The organism is Companilactobacillus mishanensis, assembly GCF_003946505.1.
GTDB classification, from domain to species: Bacteria; Bacillota; Bacilli; order Lactobacillales; family Lactobacillaceae; genus Companilactobacillus; species Companilactobacillus mishanensis.
Genome location: NZ_RHON01000003.1, coordinates 225013 through 245255, shown reverse-complemented (window position 1 = coordinate 245255; position 20243 = coordinate 225013). Strand labels below are relative to the sequence as shown.

The window sequence follows — 20243 nt, the reverse complement described above, 5'->3', positions numbered from 1 at the left end:
CTCCAAGTTATCGCTCTCGCTCTAACTCTTTGGCGCCGTTGCTCTGTCGCAACAACAAATAATATATTACCAATTCAGTATCGCACATGCAAGCTTTTTTTTTAAAAAAATCACTTTTTCTTTATTTCCTCTATATCTAGTACCTTGTCGATCCAGTCACTACTATAAAAGTCCTCTTCATGGGTTACTAGAATCATTGATCCCTCGTAGTTTCTGAGACCTTTTCGTAAAGCTGCCTTACTTTCGTCATCCAAATGATTAGTTGGCTCATCCATGAATAAGAAGTTAGTTGGTTCGAACATTAAGTCAGCAAGTTTAACTTTTGTCTGCTCCCCACCAGATAATGACTTCAATGGTGACATGATCTGTTGGTTAGTTAATCCAGTTCTTGCTAAAAATTGACGGACTTGTTTGCTATCTGACTCCGGATGGTCTTCACTCACTACCTTAAATGGAGTTTCCATGTTGCTCTTCCATATAAGATCCTGCTTAAAGTAACCTATCTTGACTACTTCAGAAAAATCAAAGTTCCCACCCTTAGGTTGTATTTGTCCTAGTAGTGTTTTGATCAACGTTGACTTACCGATACCATTGAATCCTTTGATTACCATTTTTTCTCCACTAACTATAGAGAAATTAAGCTCCTGGTCAAACAGAGGCTTCTCGTAACCGATTTTTAGATCATTGACCTCCAAGACCATACGTGAACTTGGAATCTCCTGGTATGGGAAATTAAAGCTAGCGATAGTCTTATTACCTGGTGGCGTCAAAACATCCATATGTGATAACTGTTTTTCCCTACTCTTGGCACTCTTCGAACGTGAACCAGCCTTAAACTTTCTAATATAAGCTTTAGTCTTGGCGATTTTTTCTTGTTGCTTAGAGTATGCCTTCATATATGTTTCTTTATTAGCAGCCTTTTGCTTAGTAACTTGTTTCAAACTACCTGTATATTTGGTGATCTTACCGAATTCGATATCTGCAACACAGTTAACGATTCTATCCAAAAAGCCGTAATCATGGGAAATTACAATAAATGAGCCTTCAAAATTATTCAAATAGTCGGATAACCAGTCAATATGATTAGTATCCAAGTAGTTAGTCGGCTCATCCAGCAAAATCATATCAGGGTTTTCCAATAAGATTTTAGCCAAAATGATTTTCGAACGTTGTCCACCACTCATCTTAGAAACATCGTGGTCATAACCAATAGCATCCAGTCCGAGTCCGGTAGCAACTTGATCGATTTTAGTATCTATCTCATAAAAATCATTAGCGTCCAACAATTCTTGGAGTTTTCCGGCTTTTTCCAGGTCTTCATCGTCTGGATCGTTCATATATATTTCGGTCAATTTGTCATTTGCTTCTATTAAGTTAGCAAAAGCAGTTTTCAGATACTCACGGATAGTCATCCCTTCGACCAATTTAGCCTGCTGATCCAAATAACCAATTGTTAAATGTTTTTGCCAGGTGATTTTTCCTTCATCAGGTTCCAATTGTCCTGTCAAAATTTTGATAAAGGTACTCTTGCCGACTCCGTTCTGGCCTGTGATACCTAAATGATCTTCTTTATTAACCTGTAAATTTGCATCATCATACAATTTTTTATCCAAAAATTGTTGAGTTAGATGTTGTACTTCTAAAACACTCATATTTTATTTCCTTTACATAATAAGAGGCTGAGACAAATGCGGTTTGTCTCAGCCTCAAACATTTTTAGTCAGACAATTGGCTTCTAGTGAAGACCTTATATGTCTGTGGTACATCCCCATCGTAATCGAATGAGAATCCTCGTTTTTCATTTTGTTTGTTTAATCTTGTTTCCTCATTATTAACTGTTTCTTGAGGTAAGTCCAATTGTTTTCTCAATTTGTTGGAAACTCTTTGGATTTCCTTAGTTGGTGCTAATTCATATGAAACTTCGCCAACCATTTGACCATATCCTTGCAAGTGATCAGACGCAATGTCTTTTGAGGCAGTACGATAATTGAAGAATATACTCTGCATATCGTTAAAACTCAAGTTTGTTGTCATTGAATCTGAAATACTATCCAAGACATCTTTAAAATGAGTAAAGGTCTTAGCACTAGCAGCACTCTTGATGATAGCAGAAATAATCTGTCTTTGACGTTGTTGACGGCCATAATCACCATTTGGATCCTCATGTCTCATTCTGGCATAGTCTAGCGATTGTTTTCCATTAAGATGCATCTCACCCTTCTTGAAGTGAGATTTTTTTTGACCGACATCCCCATATGAAAAACTAAATGGAACGTTTACGTCGACTCCACCAACACTATTAACGATTTTCTCCAATGAGTTGAAATCAACTTTGACATAATAATCGATCGGAACATTTAATAATTTTTGTGTAGTAACTACGGCACTCTCTTCAGTACCAATGTTATAAGCTGAGTTTATCTTTTGTATTTTGCGTGTATTATGGTCTTCACTCTTCCAAATCTGAGTCATAGTATCACGTGGAACAGAGACCATGGTAGTTTTCTTAGTCTTTGGATTGACCGTAACGACGATCATTGTATCAGAATTACCTTTATAATCCGATTGAGTATCGCGGACACCATTATCAGTTGTATCAACACCTAATAATAGGATAGAAATAGGTTTTCCTTCGTTTATCTTGGCTGAAGTTTGTCTACCCGCCAAGGGTTTGAACGTATTAGCAAGTGAACCTTGTGCTTGAGCATACAATCTGAATCCATATGAGCCAGTTACAAATAATGCGATCAGAACAACTAATCCTAGCAATTTTAAAAATGGCTTTTTGACTTTGCCTTCCCTTACTGATTCAAGGGCATGATTTCGAGATATTTTTCTGCCACGTCGAGAAAAATTGTTATTATTATCCATAAATTAGCTCCAATAAATTTGCCTATAAATCATGGCATGCGTAATAGTACCTATTCCGTAATAAATTATTATTATACAGCTTAACTATAGTTATCGTTAGCTGATTTGTTATATATTAATTATAATCTCAATTGATTTTAAGATATAAATATTTCTAATCATTACTGGAAATTTAACTAATACACCTCAAATCATTATATTAGATTCACATTTTCTGTCAAACGTGGGGATTATCATGGAAAAAATTAAAACTCAAAAGCTTTCTAACTTATGTCTTAAAACTGCTTATTTGCTGATCAACGGTGGTGCAGAAACTTATCGTGTTGAAGATACAGTTGAACGTATCGGGCGTTCACTTGGTAGCAGGGTTGTTTGCTACGTCACTGTGACTGCCATATTTATAGAAGTAAATAATCAGAATTACAAATTCACCAAATCAGTTCTGGGTGGTACTAACCTACAGATGATCGATGAAATCAATACTATGTCTCGTTCACTTGCTGATCGTACACTGACTCCCGAGGACTTCACTCGTCGAATCAACCAATTATATAGAAACAAACGAACTACTGATTTCCGTTTTCCTGTAAAAGCAATTGGTGCAGGATTCGTTTCGATGGCACCTATGCTGCTTTTCCAAATGCCGGGATATTACTTTATTTATTGTTTCATCGTCGGAGTCATTGGTTATTCTGTTTCCTACTACCTATCTCATCTCTCGATGCTTCCTTATGCTGACCTATTTATTTCTAGTTTTGTTATTGCAGTTTTGGGGATACTTTTGAAAAACATGGGACTGGTGACCGAATACCACGACATAATAATCGGGGCAATCATGCCGCTTGTTCCAGGAGTGGCGATAACCAATGCCATTCGTGAGCTGGTCATGAGACAGGCACTAAGCAGCATGGTTCGTTTTCTAGACGCTCTCTTAGTAGCAAGTAGCATTGGTTTCGGAATCGCATCTGCATTAATAATTTTCTAGGAGGTTATCATGGATATTTTAATAAATTTTATCTTAGGGTCCTTGTCCGCCATCGGCTTTTCCATAATAACTAATGCTCCTAGAAGAGCGGCAGGCATTATCGGATTAACTGGCGGCTTAAGTTGGACGACTTTTTACATATTAAAGAATTACTCACACATGCATTTACTGATTGCCAACTTCTGTGGTGCTGTGGTAATTAGTGCACTGGCTTACTATTTTTCAAGAAAATTCCATTTACCAGAAAATATAATTTCTATTCCCTGTCTAGTTAACTTGGTTCCCGGGGGAAATGCTTATCGGACTATGTTATACATGGTTCAAGGTAAATACATTGCTTCCCTTAATCAAGGTATTCAAACATTCTTGATTGCTTCTTTCTTGGCAATTGGTCTATTTGCAACACCGTATATGTTGACACTGATAAAACAAGGAATTAGTTTACGAAAAAGAAAAATCCGTTCTTAATTGATTGAAAATCCTGTATAATTTCTTTGGTAATTATAGGAGGTTATATGATGTCAGAAGGAACGACAAACGCTAAATCCTTCCGATGGTGGAATATCGCACTTGTTGGATTCACCGCTGTTTGGGGATTGAATAACGTAATCAACAACTTTGCCAATCAAGGCATGGCAGTTGTTACATCTTGGATCTTGATCATGGTCCTTTACTTTGTACCTTATACTTTGATGGTTGGACAACTTGGCTCAGCCTTTCAAAATTCTGGTGGTGGAGTAAGTTCATGGATCAAGTTACTATCTAATAACAGACTAGCTTATTTTGCGGCATGGACTTATTGGGTAGTTCACGTACCTTACTTAGCACAAAAGCCACAAGTTATCATGATCAGTCTAAGTTGGCTCTTCAAGGGCAATGGCTCATTTGTTAATACAGCTTCACCTTTAGTCGTGCAATTATTAAGTTTAATAATTTTTCTAGCCTTCGTCTGGATCGCCAGCAAAGGTGTAAATATTTTAAATAACATTGGTAGTATCGCTGGAACGGCTATGTTCGTAATGTCGATGCTATTCATTATCTTGGGTGTTAGTGCTCCATTCATCACCCACTCACAAATCGCAACACCAAATATGGGTGACATTCATACTTATATACCTAAGTTTGATATGCAATACTTCACCACTATCTCCATGTTAGTTTTCGCAGTTGGTGGTTCTGAAAAAATTTCTCCATACGTAAACAAAACTAAGAACGCTTCAAGAGAGTTCCCATTGGGAATGATAATCTTGGCAGTGATGGTCGCAGTCTCGGCTGTCCTCGGGTCATTCGCCATTGGTATGATCGTCAACTCAAATCATATCCCTGCCGATCTGATGGCTAATGGAGCTTACCAAGCATTCCAATTCTTGGGTACACAATTCCATCTAGGAAATCTCTTTGTTTGGCTATTCGCAATCACTAACACGATTGCTTCTGCCGCTGCTTTAGCAATTTCGATCGACGCTCCACTTCGTATGTTGTTCGATGATGCCGACAGCAAATATATTCCAAAGAGTCTATCAAAGAAAAACAAAAAGGGTGTTGCCATTAACGGTTACATCATGACAGCAATTTTAGTTTCAATCTTGATCATTGTTCCAGCTCTTGGAATTAACGGAATGAATGATTTATACAATTGGTTACTTAATTTGAACTCAATCGTTATGCCTATGCGTTACCTCTGGGTATTCGCTGCCTTCATGTTATTATCTTGGCATATCGATAAACATCAATCAGATTACATGTTTGTCAAAAACAAATACGTCGGCTTTGGTCTAGGTCTATGGACATTTATCCTAACTGCCTTCGCATGTATCATGGGTATGGTTCCAAAAGCAAATATGACTTCTGACGCCAGCACTTGGTGGTTCCAATTGGCACTTAATATTGCTACACCGATCGTCTTGATTCTATTAGGACTGATTCTTCCAGCAATTGCAAAACGTTCCAATGATGAACCTACAGTTGAATAGATATAACACAAAAATCCCCTCATTAATTTGAGAGGATTTTTTTAATTGTTGATATAAAGTTTTAAGTCGGGTAACGTTCCGCCATAACTTCTGATCTCATTCATAATGTCGATCAACTTTTGTTTCTGATCAGCCTTATCCGGATCATTATTTTTATAAGCATCTTTTACCTTCTGAAGTTGTGTGTTATATGACGGCATCAATTTGTCGACCATATCTTTGCGCTTCTGATTTCGTTCAGATTGTATCTGGCGTTTCTCCTCATTATATTTGGCAACTTGCTTATTATCCTTTTCGGATTCAAACATTGCTTGTTGTAGATTTAACTCCTTTTGAAGATCCAAAATTTGATCACTAAATTTCTGTTTAGCCTTTTGACGTTTAACGTTGATATTCAAATATCTTATCTTCTGAAGTTCATCAAGTTTAGTCTCATACTGAGATTCTTTTTTCAGTGGTGTCTTGTTGTATTTATTAATAGCACGCTCTACCTTATCTTCACGACGGTACTCTTCCTTCTTAGAAAGGTGATAGATAATTCGATAGTCCATATTGAAGAGACGTTCGGAATTCTTCTTCTCCTGGGTATTGTTAAACTTGCTGAAATCTAAATCGATAACATCTTGGATCGACTGTTTCTTATTAGCATTATCGATACTCAGATTTTTACCGGATACTTTGATTGTACTTGGCTTCTTGAAATCCTTATTCTTTTCTTTTAGGTAATCCACTAAGTACTCACCTTCAGCTTTGAAAGCAGCCATAGATAATCCCGTCTGTGCACCTGTTAATGTTGAAGACTCATCATTACCTGTCCAGTTAGCAATCGTAAAATCAGGAGTCATTCCAACAAAGTACGAATCCTTGGAGTTATCAGTGGTACCTGTCTTACCAGCGGTGTACTTAAAATTATCTAGACTTGCAGCCTTACCTGAACCATCACTTACAACTGACTGCATTGTATTGAGCATCATGTAACTCGCATTAGGATTGTATATCGATTTTTGGAGATGAGTATTCTGATAGATCATTCGTTCATTTGATTCGTCATATATGTTAGTTAAATTACTTGGATGGATAAAGTTTCCACCCCTTGAAAACGAACTGTATCCTGAAGCCATCTCTGTAGTAGTCGTCCCATAAGTAAATCCACCAATGGCGATGATTGGATTTCTATCTTGTGGAGCTAAGCGTGCAAACTCCATCTTGGCCAAGTCGTCATAGAAGGATTTGTTCTTATCCTCTAATGCCAGCTTGTAGGCAACTGTATTAATTGAATCTTCCAAAGCATGTCGTACAGTCGTCTTTCCAATATAACCAGAGTACCAGTTCTTACGACCATCAATTTCAGAATCGACAACTGAGCTTTGAGGAAGGTATCCACGTTCAAATGCAGGTGCATATGCGACCAAAGGTTTAGCTGCGGAGCCTGGTTGACGATATCCCATAATGGCACGATTGACTTGATCACCATCAGTTGTTCTTCCACCTACTATGGCTAGCACATTTCCGGTCTTGTTATCTATAACTGTACTAGAAACCTGAGGTTGTAGTTTACCATGTTTGTCGCGACTAGTCTGATATGCATACGTCTTATCGACTAAGCTCTGAATCTTATCCTGCAACTCAGGATTGATAGTCGTGTGGATACTGAAGCCACCATCCATCAATTGACCATGTGCCTTTTCATACTCTTGCTGGTATCTCGTATTATATGCAGTTCGATCAGCTGCATTGTCGAACTTGTACTTCATGGTAAAGCCTGAAGACTTCATTAGCTCCTCAGTAGCATTGAACACTGCATAACTCAATCCGTAGTTGTTAGAAACATCATTATCAAACTTATGCTCATTGATTTTTAAACCTAACGGTCTAACTCGTGCTTGTTTGTACTGCTTGGTAGAAATCAATCCAGACTTATTCATGATACTTAATACCATGTTGCGTCGTTTAATTGATCTGTGTGGAAAGTTAACAGGATCATAGTAAACAGGGTTGTTAGGAATTCCAATCAGCATTGCTAACTGGTCCAAAGATAGTTTGTTTTGATTCTTGGAAAAATAATAATCAGCAGCACTACTAAATCCATATGAACCATGTCCCATATAAACATCATTAATATAGAACTCTAAAATTTGTTTCTTTGAAAACTTCTTTTCTATTTCCTGGGAAATAACCATCTCTTTGATTTTACGATTCATAGTTTGTGACTGATCTTTCAGCACGACATTTTTGACTAACTGTTGTGTTAATGTCGATCCACCTTGAACTCGATGTTCAAAGATTCGTGAAACTACAGATCTGGCAATTCCATACATATCGATTCCATGATGAACATAGAACCTACTATCTTCTACTTGAACCAATCCTTTTTTTATCATCGGATTGATATCAGAACTCTTTGTGTAATTTGAATTGGATTGAGAAAGTTTCTTGATGACCTTCCCATCCTTATCGTAAATCGTTGTTGAGTTCTTAGGATAGAAATCTTGTTTATCCAAACGCTGACTATATGAATAACCATCAGCAATTGCACTCTTGATGTCGTATCCTTTTTTTGCCCAAAAAATGCCAACAACTAATACTATGACGACAAAGATAGATAATACTATCCATGGCCATTTATGATGCTTTCTCGGCTTTTCTCTCTTTAATCTATCTTCCCGCATACTGACCCCTATTTAACAAAGAATAAAATTCCACTATTGAGACTAGCTTGCAACTGACTTAGGTTTGAACTGTTGACCTGTACTCCATTGCTGTAACTAGTTCCTCCTGAATAAATGAACCCTATAGTACTTCCACTTCCAAAGTATATCGAACTTGATAATGCACTATTGTTCTTAAACCAGAACACTGGATCAGCACTATTGAAATTAGCCGTATCATTATCGCCGTTTGTTATGTTTAGGCCACTCAATGTATCTGAATCAGCATTCGCAATGTACTTTCCAAAACTGCTATTGCTCGAGTCTGTCACAATTGCGGAACTTGAACCTGCGTTTCTGATAATGGCTTTGATACTATATTTACCAGCAGACACTTGTCCACTTTGTACGTTTACATATCCATCACTTGCAACATAGTTACCATCGACATTGGTCATGATTGCCAAGCGGTCTTTTGACTTATCATAGTAAAGAACTTTCTTATCTGTTATTCCAGCATCCTTAAGTGCATCTGAAGCTCCACTAGAGAACTTAAGACTAGATACTATATCGACGTTAGCTGGTTTGTATTTCTCTGTAAGTGGTGAGTTCTTCAATTCCTCAAGTTCTGCTTTCGCCGTCCTCACTTTGCTACTCTCACCCTTGTTCTGTTTAGCAGAACTATTCATCTGCTCTACTGGGTCACTTAAATCCTGTTTAACTTTCTTATTGCGGATCAACCTATAATAAGTATTGAGCATCGACATTTCTTTTATCGAAAGACTGGATTTGTTTGAGTTAAACTTATCCCACATTTTATTGATGTACTTCTTTGCATCACTAGTCTGCTCAAACCAGATTCGAACTGTATCTAACTTGTTCTTTTGTTTCTGATATACATCTTGGTTCTTCTCATTCAACAAAACATTGTCTAAATCATCCAAGCTCTGTTTAGATACATCATCTTGATAATCATGTCTACCATTAAAAAGGTCCGTAACTTCTTTTGATCTATTCTTTCTATCCTGGATCAATGATTCAATCTTTTTGTACTCGTTTCTGTTCTCATTCGTAATTACGACATCACTGGTAGATTTCATAAGCCTTCCAATAAACGCAAGTGACTTGTTATTGGTTTTTGCTTTTAAGACACTCAAGTCTCTATCTTGATATTGATTGGATATTTTATGAGAGATTGCTGCATTTGCAATCCCACGAGAAAGCATAACAAAAAATATAACTGCAGTAATTCCTGCAATTACCTGTGCAACTAACATCAACTTTTTGGAGCTCTTGGTGTTACTCCTTAAATCTTTTTTATCTTTCATTATTTTCCCCGATTAAACTGATTCTTTCGTATACTATATATATTAAAATATATTGCTAATAAAAGGTGACAAAATTGAAAAAATTAAACAAAAAACATATTACATGGATCACGATCCTCGTCATCCTTATATTGGTAATTATCATGTACATTTTTAATATAGCTAATATAAAGAACAAGACTATTGATAGGATATCTGAAATAACCATTCCATTCTCCTTAATAGTCAATCCAAACAATGTAGATAAAAATGTGACTCCCAAATCAATCGATACTAATGTGTCTGATTTAAACAATGAGAAGTTTCATGTAATCAAACTAGTTAATAACCTCGATACTACTTATCAGCAAACTAAGAAGTTCAGCTTTCTGTCTAATGATCAGCAAAAGCAATTGAATGATAAAGTTCACGACCAATCTCATCAATACATATACAAGATAACTTCATTAAACTTTGGAAGAGATTTGAATGGGAAGTATCTGACAATCAGCTGCAACCAATATAATGATACTAAACAAATCAAAAGTTACAGATATAGACTTCACTATAAAGGAAATCAAATCACCACATCTAAATACTTAGGTTCTACTTCAGCAAAATATCCACCCAAATACTTATTAGATGGAATAGTCCTTGGTCAAGATGGAATCAAAAAGTCCAAATCATTTACTCAACAAATCAAAACAGCAATCATTAATTCAAACTTAACTACAAATAGTGCAAGTAATCCAGGAGAATTTAATCAATTAGCAATTAACCTTGGATTAGATCCAGATGAAAGTAATAAAGCATTATTTAATCTTGCCAGATATTCTAACTCGAGATTGACTAACTTTTCTATAATCGGATATGAACTTGCAGATGTACCTCGAACATCTAGAATATATATCAAACAGGTGGATCGAAAGAAAACTAGATATTACACATTGAACTATGACAGAAATAAGGCTAAATATATTTATATTCAAAATGGAATTTCATCAAACAGTCTATCTAAATAAAAAACAGCCACGGAATCAGAAATGATTCTGTGGCTGTTTTTATATTTCCCGGGAAATAATATTTCCATTATTTCCAAACGTCATTAACAATAATTGTTTGATCTCTATCTGGTCCAACTGAAATTGTTGCATATTCCACATCCAGTTCTTCCTTCAAGAATTCAAGATAAGCTTTTGCTGCATCTGGTAGTTGATCGATTGAAGTAGCTTTTGTGATATCTTCATCCCAACCATCAAATGTTTTATATACTGGTTTACATTTTGCAAGGAAATTCAAGTTAGCTGGATATTCATCAATCTGTTTACCATTGAAGTCATATCCGACACAAACTTTGATTTCTTTTAGTCCTGTTAGAACATCTAGACAGTTAAGAGACAAGTGTGTAACTCCTGAGACGTTGCATGAGTGTTTCAATACAACTGTATCCAACCAGCCAACACGTCTAGGACGATGTGTAACTGTACCATATTCATGTCCAGCTTCACGTAAAAAGTCCCCTGTTTCGTTGTTTTGTTCTGTTGGGAATGGACCAGCACCAACTCTTGATGTATAGGCCTTTACGACTCCAATTACTTTATCGATCAACGGTGCACCAACACCTGCTCCAGTTGTAACTCCACCTGCAGGGTTTGATGATGTCACATATGGATATGTTCCATGATCAATGTCCAACATAATTCCTTGAGCGCCCTCAAACAGTACATTTTCTCCACGTTTAAGTTCTTTGTTCAAATATGCTGATGTATCAATAACACGATCTTTTAGTTCTTGACCATATTCATAGTATTTTTCAAAAATATCATCAAAGTTCATTGGTTCTGCGCCATAAACCTTGGTAAATAAGGCATTCTTGCGGTCTAGATTATCCTTTAAAACCTCTTTAAATATGTCTTTATCAAGGATATCTGCCATTCTGATTCCTACGCGCGCTGATTTGTCAGAATAGGTCGGTCCTATACCTCTATTGGTCGTACCGACCTTGGAATCGCCCTTAGAAGCTTCTTGTAATTTATCTAATTCTATATGATATGGCATTATTAGGTGAGCACGGTTCGAAATTTTTAGATTTGAAGTATCTACACCTTGTTCATGTAAGCGCTTCAATTCTTCCAATAGTGATTCGATATTTAGCACGACACCATTACCGATGATACTTGTTTTGTCAGGATACAAAATACCTGATGGAACTGATCTCAACTTATATACTTTTCCATCAATATTTAGAGTATGACCAGCATTATCTCCACCTTGGTAACGAGCAATGATATTTGCTTCGCCACTGAAATAATCTGTAATCTTACCTTTACCTTCGTCACCCCACTGGGTACCTACTACAACAACTGTTGTCATTTACAATTCCACCTATTTATTAATTTTCTGGCATTGGTGCTATTGACGAAAACTTATTGTATGACTTAACAAACAATAGTTTCGCTGTTCCACGCGGACCCGAACGATTCTTGGCAATTATGACTTCTACTTCACCTACATCTTGATCCTCATCATTCTGTGGTTCGGAGTTTCCGTCTTCATCCTCGTCACGATAGTAATCATCACGATAGAGGAATGAAACAATATCCGCATCCTGCTCAATTGAACCTGATTCACGAATATCAGAAAGCATTGGACGCTTGTCTTGTCGGGCTTCAACCCCACGAGATAGCTGTGACAATGCGATTATAGGACAATGTAATTCTTTAGCTAATTTCTTCATATTACGTGAGATTACGGAAACTTCTTGTTGACGGTTCTCTTGTCCAGTACCTTCAATAAGCTGTAAGTAATCAACCACGACCATGTCTAATTTGCCACTTTCTTTCAGCAATCTACGACATTTTGAACGAATTTCAGCCATCTTAACACCAGGAGTGTCGTCAATATACACATTTGTCGTAGACAGACTACCCATGGCAACAACCAAACTGTTCCACTGACTTTCATCTAATTGACCTGTACGTAAGGCGTTAGCATCAATGGACCCAGTGGAGCAAAGCATACGGTTGACCAACGATTCGGCACTCATTTCTAGTGAGAACATTGCGACTGTCGCATGATCCTTAACAGCAGCATTTTCAACCAAATTAAGCGCAAAAGCTGTTTTACCAACACCTGGACGAGCTGCTAAAATAATCAACTCATCAGGATGTAATCCAGTGGTCATCGCATCTAAATCCTTATAACCCGTCGATAAACCAGTAACATCACTCTTTTGATCATACAATTTATCGATTTCAGCAAATGATGATTTAACAACATCACTGATTTTTCTGAAGCCTTGATGACTACGATTTTCAGAAACATCCATAATATCACGTTCGGATGCATCAATGATTGAGTCCAAATCTTCATTTTCATCAAAACTACGATTAACGATTTTCGTTGCAGCATTGATCAATCCACGCAAGACTGACTTCTGCTTAACAATTTTCGCATAGTACTCTGTGTTTGCAGCTGTTGGAACGGCATTTGCTAGGTCAGCCAAATACACGATTCCACCAACATCCTCGAGCTGGTTTGAACGGTTCAGCTCATCTTGAATAGTAACGACATCAACTGGACCGTCATCACGGTCATTAATACTGACCATTGCTTGGAAGATTAGTTGATTTGCATGTTGGTAGAAGTCCTCTGGTTCAAGGTACTCCATAGCTTCGGTTAATGCATCTTTGCTCAGAAAAACCGCTCCTAATACGGCTTGTTCAGCTTCCTTATCATTGGGCGGTATTCTAGTTATATCATTATTCATTGACTACCTACTTCTTTTCGACAATATGTACTCTTATTGTTGCTTCTACTGTATCAAAAATCTTGGCTGGAACATTGACGAATCCAAGTGCTTTGGCACCATCGGTTAAATTCATCTTATGTTTATCAACTGTAATATCGTACTGTTTTTTGAGCTCTTCGGCAATCTTTTTGGTTGTGATCGAACCAAATAATCTTCCATCAGTACCTGCTTTAGCTGGTATCTCAACAACAGTCTTGTCATCTTCGATTTTACCTTTGACAACTTTTGCTTCTGCTAATTCAGCTTCGTAATCTTTCTCTTCACGATTTTGTTCAGCTTTTAATTGAGCCATGTTAGCTTTTGTTGCTTCGATAGCTTTATTATTCTTGATCAAAAAGTTTTGTGCGTAACCTGAGGCAACGTTTTTCACTTCTCCACGCTTGCCTTTTCCTCTTACATCTTCAGTAAAGATAACCTTCACGATGATCTCCCCCGTTTACTTTTTATTTTTAATTTTGCCTAAGACTTCAACTAACTGGTCTTTAGCATCTTCAACAGATGAATCCATTTGAGTTGCGGCATCAGATAAGTGTCCGCCACCACCCATTTCTTCCATTATAACTTGTACATTCACGTTTCCTAAACTACGTGCAGAAATACCCACACGACCGTCTGGACGTTTTGAAATTACAAAGGATGCTTCGACACCATTTAATGATAACAATGTATCAGCCGCCTGAGCAACTATGACTGGATCATAAGGTTTATCTTCCTCACCAGTACAGATTGCCATATCATCGCCAACCATTGTGATTGTTTCTATCAAATGATTTCTTTGAATAAATGACTCAATATTTTCTTTCAATAATTCCTGGATCAATGCCTCATCGGCACCAACTGATCTCAAGTAACTGGCAGCATCGAATGTTCTGGTACCAGTTCTCAATGAGAATGACTTCGTATCGACTGTAATACCAGCAAGCATAGCTGTTGCTTCTATCTTGTCGATCGACTTCTTATTCTTAGGTTGATACTCGAGCATTTCGGTGATCAATTCACTAGTTGATGACGCATATGGTTCGATGTAGATCAACATTGGGTTCTCTGGGAACTCCTCACCACGTCTATGGTGGTCGATAACTACAACTCTCTCGTTGCCTTGTTCAAATAGCTTTGGATTGATAGATATACTCTGCTTAGAGTGGTCAACCATGACTACCAAGGTATTTGATGTGATCATGTTATTAGACTCGTCAGAAGTGATTATATCGTTATTTACTTCAGGATCTTTCTTCTCGATCAACTCAATCAAACGAGCAACATCAGTATGTAATGATTTTTGATCAATAACGATTTTACATGGCGTATTATTCATCTCAGCAATACGTCTGATACCCAAGGATGAGCCAATAACATCCATGTCAGGATGATTATGTCCCATAACAATAACTTGGTCGCTATCTTTCAAAAGCTCTTGTAGAGCTTCACTGATCATACGTGCACGGACACGAGTTCTCTTCTCCATAGGGTCAGTATTTCCACCGTAGAAACGAGCTTTTTCTCCGATACCTTTAACTACGACTTGGTCACCACCACGTCCCAAAGCAAGGTTAAGATTCTTCTGAGCTTCTTCACTAAGGACAGCCAAGTCATCAACGCCATATGAAAATCCCATACTTAGCGTTAATGGTACGTTGATCTGTGAAGTGTATTCACGGATGGTATCCAAAACTTCGAATCCTTTATCTTCAGTTTCAAAAAGCTTTCCAGAATATGCAACTACGAAGAAATGATCATCGTCGATACGCTTCAAGAACATCTTTCCACGTGTCGCCCAGTTAGTTAATTCATTAGTAATGTAATTATCCAAGTTGGAAATATCTCTATCACTCATTGATTGAGTAATTTCAGCGTAATTATCTAAGTAGATTTGTCCGATAACAGAACGGTTATTCTCATAACGATTTTCCATTTCAGAATAATGTGTAATTTCAAATAGGTAGATAACCCTTAGTTCACGTTGAACCTGGACTAAATAATATTTGTGACCAATCTTAATTGTCTGACTACTGCCGTGCTCTGATTCCTCTTCTTCGTCGGTTGTGACGAATGAAAGTAAATCAGGCGAAATGTCAGCAATGTTCATACTATAGATAGGTTCCAAACCTGTTTTTTCAACAAAATAAGGATTGACCCATTGTACTTGCTTATCTTCATCGTATAATAGGATCCCTAATGGATATTCCACGAAGCTGTTGTCAGTACCACGATCAATTCGATACTGCAGATCAGTCGTATACTTACCAGCCTTTTCTCCTAATAATAGGAATAAATATACAAACAGAATAATAGCTATTACTACTAATAGTGCCTGAATGTAGCCACTTACTTCACCATGAATGATTCCTACTATAAAAATTGATACAAGCATCACTATTAATGATGCTGCAGTCAGTTGAGTCGAATGATCGACTCTAGAGAGGAAATATCGCAGATTTGCTTTTATATTTTTCATATCAATTCCCCTTTTAATATACCCTCTAATTTTATCACAGCAGGCCCTCGGACTCACTTATTATTAGTTTTTATTGGACCAGATATAATTATCGTAATGGAATAAATGGGAATAAAAAAAGACCACCTAAGTGGTCTAATTTATTAGTCTTCTGCAACGAATGGTAGAAGTGCCATGATTCTAGCTCTCTTGATGGCAATTGTTAATCTTCTTTGGTTCTTTGCGCTTGTACCTGTAACACGTCTTGGCAAGATCTTACCACGTTCTGAGATAAATCTCTTTAGTAAGTCTGTGTCCTTGTAATCGATGTATTCGATATGGTTAGCAGCGATGAAGTCAACTTTACGTCTTCTACGTCCGCCTCTTCTTTGTTGGGCCATGTGAATATCTCCCTTCTAATTAGAATGGTAAATCGTCATCTGATATGTCGATTGGTTTACTGTTGTCAGCAAATGGATCGCTCATGTTGTTATCAGAATTGTTATTGTTTGAATTGTTAGATTGATTATTGTTGTTACTATTATTGTTGCTGTTGTTACTAAATGGAGACTGATTTTGCGAAGATTGATTAGGAGCTGAATTTTGATTGCTGTTATTGTTGAAGTTATTGTTGTTACCACCGTTACCTTCATTAGCAGCTCTTCTTTCACTTTCAGATCTTGATTCCAAAAGTGAGAAGTTTTCAACTACTACTTCAGTTACATAAACACGGTTACCTTGTTGGTTTTCATATGAACGTGTTTGAACACGACCATCGACACCTACAAGAGAACCTTTATGTGTGAAGTTTGAAAAGTTTTCAGCAGCTTTTCTCCAAATAACACAATTGACAAAGTCAGCTTCACGTTCACCTTGAGCGTTAGTAAATTGTCTATTAACAGCAACGGTAAATGATGCTACCGCAGCTCCGTTGGCAGTGTATCTAAGTTCGGGGTCACGCGTCAGGCGTCCGACTAAAACTACTCGATTAATCATATCTCTGCCTCCTTTAATAAGTTCCACACAAGGTTATTGTGTTTCACTCTTTTGAAAAATTGTTTCACGTGAAACAAATTATTTGTCGTCGCGTTTAACTGTCATATGACGAAGAATGTTGTCGTCGATTTTTGCAAGACGATCAAATTCGCTTAATGCTACGTCATCTGAGGCATCTAAGTTAATAATATGATAGATACCTTCTTTGTAGTTAGCAATTTCGTATGCTAAGCGTTTCTTTTCCCAGTCTTTGGAATCAATTACTTTAGCACCATTATCGTTGATGATCTTGTCGTAACGATCAATAAGAGTCTTCTTAGCCTCTTCTTCGATATCTGGCTTAATGATATAAGTAATTTCGTAATGTGTTTCTGCCATGACTGTGCACCTCCTTATGGTCTAATGGTCCTAGCTAAAGGACAAGGAGTATAAATTATCTACATTTTATACTCACAATGTATGAGTTTACCATAAACACTCCTTGAATTCTAGCTGTTTTTTCAATTAAAAAATCGTTTCTGCCTGACGTGTACCGAACTGGATACACTATAAATTACGCAGAAACGATTATTTTTTTTCAAAACTATTAAATTTTATTCTTCAGAATTATCTGAGTCATCATCATTTGATGGCGCATCATCGTCGGAATTTGTATTTTCAGTTTCATCTGTACTATCAGAAGTATCATCTGAAGTACTTTCCGAATCATCTGCTTGATCACTAGCTTGAGGTGCATCTGAATCTGAGTTTGCTTTATCAGCATCGTCAGTTTCTGCTTCCTCATCTTCGTGGTCAATCAAGGCCATTGTCGAAACAATTGCTTTGTCGTCAACCTTGATCAATCTAACACCAAGTGTTGCACGACCAGTTTGAGAAACGTTCTCAACGTCGAATCGGATCATAACACCTGTATTTGTAACAAGCATGATGTCTTCATCACCAACAACTGCTGCAATACCAGCAATAGGTCCGTTCTTTTCAGTAACGTTGGCAGTCTTGATACCTTTACCACCACGACCCTTAACTGGATATTCAGTAGCTGCAGTTCTCTTACCATATCCATTTTCGGAAATCGTCAATACTTCTTGATCTTGTTCAAGAATTGAAGAACCAACAACGTAATCTTCTTCACGTAACTTGATACCACGAACACCAGCAGCTGTTCTTCCCATAGGACGGACGTCTGTTTCTCTGAATGTTACGGCATATCCACGGTGAGTACCGATAAAGATGATCTTGCTACCATCTGTCATAAAGACATTAGTCAATTCATCTTGGTCCTTCAAGGCGATGGCACGTAAACCGGAATGTCTGATGTTAGCAAAATCGTTAACAGGAGTACGTTTTACGGTTCCATACTTAGTAACGAAGAACAAGAATGAGTTATCTCGATCGACATCCCTATCAACATTGATAACAGTTTCGATTTTTTCACCCTTTTCAATATTCAAAAGGTTGATAACTGGAATTCCCTTGGCTGTACGTCCGTATTCTGGGACTTCATAACCTTTAGTTCTATAAACTTTACCAGTATTAGTAAAGAACAATAGACGGTCATGAGTAGATGTATAAATCATCTGTTCGATGAAGTCATCATCATGAACTCCCATACCTTGAATACCACGTCCACCACGGTTTTGAACTCTAAATTCATCAGCTGAAAGACGTTTGATATATCCATTATGTGTCAAAACGATAAGGATATTTTCTTCTTCAATCAAGTCTTCGTCTTCGATATTTGTGATTTCACTTGCACGAATTTCAGTACGACGAGCGTCACCGAATTTCTCTTGAATATCAAGTAATTCATCATAAATAATCTTATCAACACGCTCAGAGTTAGCCAAAATATCTTTGTAATCAGCAATTTTCACTACTAAATCTTGATATTCTGCCTCAACTTTTTCACGTTCCAAACCTGTCAAACGAACCAAACGCATATCAAGAATAGCTTGTGATTGTTTGTCAGATAACTTGAATCGGTCCATCAAAGTTTGTTTTGCGATAGCTGAAGTTTGAGAACCACGAATGATGGCAATAATTTCATCAATGTGATCCAAAGCTATTCTTAAACCTTCAAGAATGTGAGCACGAGCTTCTGCACGTTTCAATTCATATTCAGTTCTACGACGAATAACTACTTCTTGATGCTTCAAGTACTCAACTAAAACTTCTTTCAATGAAAGAACTTTAGGAGTCTTGCCAACGATAGCAACCATGTTGATACCATATGAAATTTGTAATTGAGTCATCTTATATAAGTTGTTCAATACAACAGAAGCACTCATATCACGACGTATGTCGATAACAATTCTCATACCCTCACGGTCAGATTCATCGTTTAGGTCAGTGATACCTTCAAGCTTCTTATCACGTGCAAGTTCAGCAATTCTTTCGACCAAAGTAGCCTTGTTGACCATGTAAGGTAGTTCAGTAACAATAATTTGTTCTGCGCCACTCTTCTTAGTTTCAACATCGACCTTGGCACGCAAGATAATTGTACCCTTACCTGTTTCATATGCACGTCTGATACCAGAGCGACCCATAATAATACCACCCGTGGCAAAATCTGGTCCCGGGATAGCTTTCATCAAGTCAGCAACGGTAGCTTCTTTATTTCTCATCAAAATATGTAAAGCATCGATAACTTCTTTTAAGTTATGTGATGGAATATTAGTTGTCATACCAACGGCAATACCAGTTGCACCATTGACCAAAAGGTTAGGAAAACGTGCAGGCAATACCATTGGTTCTTTTTCTTCACCATCGTAGTTAGGAACAAGATCAACTGTATCTTTGTTGATGTCTCGCAACATTTCAACAGCCATCTTACTCATACGAGCTTCGGTATAACGCATAGCAGCAGGAGGATCACCATCGATTGAACCAAAGTTTCCGTGTCCATCAACTAATGGATAGCGGTAACTAAAGTCCTGCGCCATTCTGACCATTGATTCATAAATGGCCGAGTCACCATGGGGGTGATACTTACCCATGATATCCCCAACGAAACGCGCACTCTTCTTATATGGCTTGTCAGGTGTAACACCAAGTTCATTCATACCGTATAAAATACGACGGTGAACTGGTTTTAAACCGTCACGTACATCTGGAAGAGCACGAGATACGATAACACTGGCAGCGTAATCAACGAAAGATTTCTTCATGACTTCCGTTAAGTTAACGTCTGAAATTCTTCTATCGTCCATTTAAATTAG

The 20243-nt window shown here is 37.4% G+C and carries 16 protein-coding genes; 4 read left to right on the top strand and 12 right to left on the bottom strand.

The window, feature by feature from the left end; translation table 11 throughout:
• Positions 1-110: 110 nt before the first annotated feature.
• Both EKM63_RS05600 and EKM63_RS05595 read right to left on the bottom strand, forming a co-directional pair.
• A complete protein-coding gene (locus tag EKM63_RS05600) occupies positions 111-1652 on the bottom strand; it encodes an ABC-F family ATP-binding cassette domain-containing protein (protein WP_125704568.1) in 1542 nt (513 codons plus the stop codon).
• Between the two features lie 64 nt (positions 1653-1716).
• Complete coding sequence (locus EKM63_RS05595; RefSeq protein WP_125704566.1) at positions 1717-2871, bottom strand: LCP family glycopolymer transferase; 1155 nt, start codon at positions 2869-2871, stop codon at positions 1717-1719.
• Between the two features lie 235 nt (positions 2872-3106).
• Between EKM63_RS05595 and EKM63_RS05590 the strand changes: the two genes are divergently transcribed.
• From EKM63_RS05590 to EKM63_RS05580, 3 genes are read left to right on the top strand one after another with little or no spacing between them, the layout of a single operon-like run.
• Positions 3107-3856 (top strand): threonine/serine exporter family protein, encoded by a 750-nt coding sequence (locus EKM63_RS05590; protein WP_125704564.1) that lies wholly within the window; start codon positions 3107-3109, stop codon positions 3854-3856.
• A 9-nt stretch (positions 3857-3865) separates the two neighbouring features.
• Positions 3866-4324 carry a threonine/serine exporter family protein gene (locus tag EKM63_RS05585; protein WP_125704562.1) on the top strand — a complete coding sequence of 153 codons (459 nt, stop codon included), beginning with the start codon at positions 3866-3868 and terminating at the stop codon, positions 4322-4324.
• Between the two features lie 50 nt (positions 4325-4374).
• A complete protein-coding gene (locus tag EKM63_RS05580; RefSeq protein WP_125704560.1) occupies positions 4375-5829 on the top strand; it encodes an amino acid permease in 1455 nt (484 codons plus the stop codon).
• Positions 5830-5870: 41 nt separating this feature from the next.
• On the opposite strand, the gene EKM63_RS05575 is transcribed toward EKM63_RS05580, so the two are convergent.
• Together EKM63_RS05575 and EKM63_RS05570 are read right to left on the bottom strand one after the other, a co-directional pair.
• The gene (locus EKM63_RS05575) at positions 5871-8498 is read right to left on the bottom strand and encodes a transglycosylase domain-containing protein (RefSeq protein ID WP_125704558.1); all 2628 of its coding nucleotides are present in this window, start codon (positions 8496-8498) and stop codon (positions 5871-5873) included.
• A gap of 8 nt (positions 8499-8506) precedes the next feature.
• Positions 8507-9805: a hypothetical protein gene (locus EKM63_RS05570; protein WP_125704556.1), complete on the bottom strand. Its 1299-nt coding sequence runs from the start codon at positions 9803-9805 to the stop codon at positions 8507-8509.
• 74 nt (positions 9806-9879) lie between these two features.
• On the opposite strand from EKM63_RS05570, the gene EKM63_RS05565 reads away from it, so the two are divergent.
• Positions 9880-10806: a hypothetical protein gene (locus EKM63_RS05565; RefSeq protein WP_125704554.1), complete on the top strand. Its 927-nt coding sequence runs from the start codon at positions 9880-9882 to the stop codon at positions 10804-10806.
• Positions 10807-10873: 67 nt separating this feature from the next.
• Here EKM63_RS05565 and EKM63_RS05560 read toward each other — a convergent pair whose 3' ends face one another.
• From EKM63_RS05560 to gyrA, 8 genes are all read right to left on the bottom strand, one after another.
• The gene (locus EKM63_RS05560; RefSeq protein ID WP_125704552.1) at positions 10874-12157 is read right to left on the bottom strand and encodes an adenylosuccinate synthase; all 1284 of its coding nucleotides are present in this window, start codon (positions 12155-12157) and stop codon (positions 10874-10876) included.
• A 19-nt stretch (positions 12158-12176) separates the two neighbouring features.
• Positions 12177-13553 carry a replicative DNA helicase gene (dnaB, locus tag EKM63_RS05555; RefSeq protein WP_125704550.1) on the bottom strand — a complete coding sequence of 459 codons (1377 nt, stop codon included), beginning with the start codon at positions 13551-13553 and terminating at the stop codon, positions 12177-12179.
• Between the two features lie 7 nt (positions 13554-13560).
• Positions 13561-14016, bottom strand: a complete 456-nt coding sequence (gene rplI / locus EKM63_RS05550; RefSeq protein ID WP_125704548.1) for a 50S ribosomal protein L9 — start codon at positions 14014-14016, stop codon at positions 13561-13563.
• A 15-nt stretch (positions 14017-14031) separates the two neighbouring features.
• Entirely contained in the window at positions 14032-16050 is a 2019-nt protein-coding gene (locus EKM63_RS05545) for a DHH family phosphoesterase (RefSeq protein WP_125704546.1), read from the bottom strand.
• Between the two features lie 143 nt (positions 16051-16193).
• On the bottom strand, positions 16194-16430 hold the full coding sequence (gene rpsR, locus EKM63_RS05540) for a 30S ribosomal protein S18 (RefSeq protein ID WP_010625570.1): 237 nt from the start codon (positions 16428-16430) through the stop codon (positions 16194-16196).
• Positions 16431-16449: 19 nt separating this feature from the next.
• A complete protein-coding gene (ssb, locus tag EKM63_RS05535) occupies positions 16450-17025 on the bottom strand; it encodes a single-stranded DNA-binding protein (protein ID WP_125704544.1) in 576 nt (191 codons plus the stop codon).
• A 78-nt stretch (positions 17026-17103) separates the two neighbouring features.
• Entirely contained in the window at positions 17104-17403 is a 300-nt protein-coding gene (gene rpsF / locus EKM63_RS05530; RefSeq protein ID WP_125704542.1) for a 30S ribosomal protein S6, read from the bottom strand.
• A 215-nt stretch (positions 17404-17618) separates the two neighbouring features.
• Positions 17619-20234 (bottom strand): DNA gyrase subunit A, encoded by a 2616-nt coding sequence (gyrA, locus tag EKM63_RS05525; RefSeq protein WP_125704540.1) that lies wholly within the window; start codon positions 20232-20234, stop codon positions 17619-17621.
• Positions 20235-20243: the final 9 nt, after the last annotated feature.